General features: G+C 37.5%; 1 protein-coding gene. It reads left to right on the top strand.

Going from position 1 to position 2,052, the window contains the following annotated elements; genetic code table 11:
- The first annotated feature begins 513 nt into the window (after window positions 1–513).
- Complete coding sequence (locus tag H0W64_12720; GenBank protein ID MBA3662575.1) at window positions 514–1,737, top strand: IS256 family transposase; 1,224 nt, start codon at window positions 514–516, stop codon at window positions 1,735–1,737.
- Window positions 1,738–2,052 lie beyond the last annotated feature (315 nt).

The raw sequence follows: 2,052 nt of genomic DNA, 5'->3' as shown, positions 1-2,052 counted from the left end.
CTAGTATGTGGTTACTGCTAAGCAATTACTGCTAAGCAATTATTGGTAAGCCATTATATTGGCTTTTTATGCGATGTTGGATTAATATTCTAGCTTTTAAGTCTTTGCTGCTTCCCAAAGGATTTGAAGTAATATATTTAATTAGCGGATAACACTCTTAGCATTACATCGTGGTTAGAACTATATTTATCAACATCTACTGCAGCAGGAATATTAACTGGAAATCATTTAAACTAATCCAGAAGTTGTATCATTAAAAATATGATGGCTGATTAAATCTAGTCCAACTCATTTTATAAGTGAAGTTGCTAAGCCTTATAATAGATTTTTATAGATTTTTATATTTTTTGCTTTCCAAAGTAAACCTGGATGATTTAAGAGATTTTGTGCTAATGCAGTATCTGGTGTTAGATGTGCGCTTTCAATTGAGACTGTCATCGTAAGTGTGTAAATAGCTAAAATCAAGTATCCTTATCGCCAACGATTAGGGGATAAATCCAAAAGGAAAAAGTGATGGCTATTAATGATGAGATGTTAGATGAACTACTGGGCAATGCCAAGACACAAGACGATCTATTTGGCAAAGAAGGAATATTAAAACAGCTCTCAAAGCAATTAATGGAACGTCTGCTCGAAATGGAAATGACCAACCATTTGGGTTACATGAAACATGCTGTTGAAGGAAATAACAGCGGCAATTCACGGAATGGCAAGACAAAAAAGACCGTTAAAACAGGGAATGGTCAAATTGAAATAACCGTTCCACGAGATAGGCAAAGCGAATTTGAACCTATTTTAGTTGAAAAACGTCAGAGTCATTTAAAAGGACTGGATGATCAAGTGCTATCACTTTACGCACGCGGAATGACTGTCAGAGATATACAATCGCATCTAACAGAGCTGTATGGCACAGAAATTTCACGTGATTTGATTTCAACGATGACGGATGCCGTATTAGAAGATGTCACCGAGTGGCGTAGTCGTCCGCTTGACAAAATCTATCCTATTGTGTTTATAGATGGATTTGTAGCGAAATGCCGGCTCGATGGCCGTGTGAGTAATCGGACAGTGTATGTTATGTATGGCATCAATATGGAAGGGCAAAAGGAAGTGCTAGGACTTTACATTGGCGAAAATGAAGGCGCTAAATTTTGGCTACAGGTTTTAACCGAGCTTAAAAATCGTGGCGTTGAGGATGTTTTTATACTGTGCGCTGATGGTTTAAAAGGATTGCCGGAATCGGTAGAAGCGACCTTCCCCAACGCTATTTTTCAAACGTGTGTTGTTCATATGGTACGTCACTCACTAAATTATGTTCCTTATCAAGAAAAGAAAGTTGTGGCCGCAGATTTGAAGAAAATTTATCAATCCCCTACACGAGAATCGGCCTGCGAGGCGTTAGATGATTTTGAGCTCACCTGGGGAGAAAAATACGCTGCTATTGTTAAATCTTGGCGTCAAAACTGGGAAAGAATCATACCATTTTTAGATTTTCCAATGGAGATCCGCAAAGTCATTTACACGACCAACATGGTGGAATCACTGAATGCCACATTGCGTAAAGCAGTGAGGAATCGAGGGCATTTCTCAACAGAGGACAGCCTTATGAAAGTGCTTTATCTTGCTATTTCTGGTGTTTCAAAAAAATGGACGATGCCGATTCGAGATTGGAAACTTGCATTGAATCGATTTTCAATTATGTTTCCTGAACGATTTCCGGAAAAATTATTAGCCTGATTTTTAAGTTGTTTGTGTACGATGGGTTCGTGTGAATAAAACGGATGGACGAAATGTGAAAATAAAAAAATTTTCATATTATTAGCCACTGCTTTGCCCACACGACGTCTACAGAAGTTTTTTAATGACCACAGCAAACGATTTTTAAAAAACTTTTTGACATACGGAGGTAAATATGAAATTATAAAGCTGTGGTAATTTGTAAATGCAGTATAAGAAATTTCACGGCTATTTACACAGTTCAGATGACTCTCCCTGCTAGCCGGTCTTGACAAATTATAAATTTCTAATTTACTGAGCTGTCTTATCTAACAC

This window comes from Gammaproteobacteria bacterium, from assembly GCA_013816845.1.
GTDB lineage: Bacteria > Pseudomonadota > Gammaproteobacteria > DSM-16500 > DSM-16500 > Aquicella.
This window is presented reverse-complemented; position numbering and strand designations above follow the sequence as displayed.

Excerpts from the sequence above, each read along its gene's own strand:
- H0W64_12720 (MBA3662575.1), top strand. The coding sequence starts at position 514 with ATGGCTATTAATGATGAGATGTTAGATGAACTACTGGGCAATGCCAAG.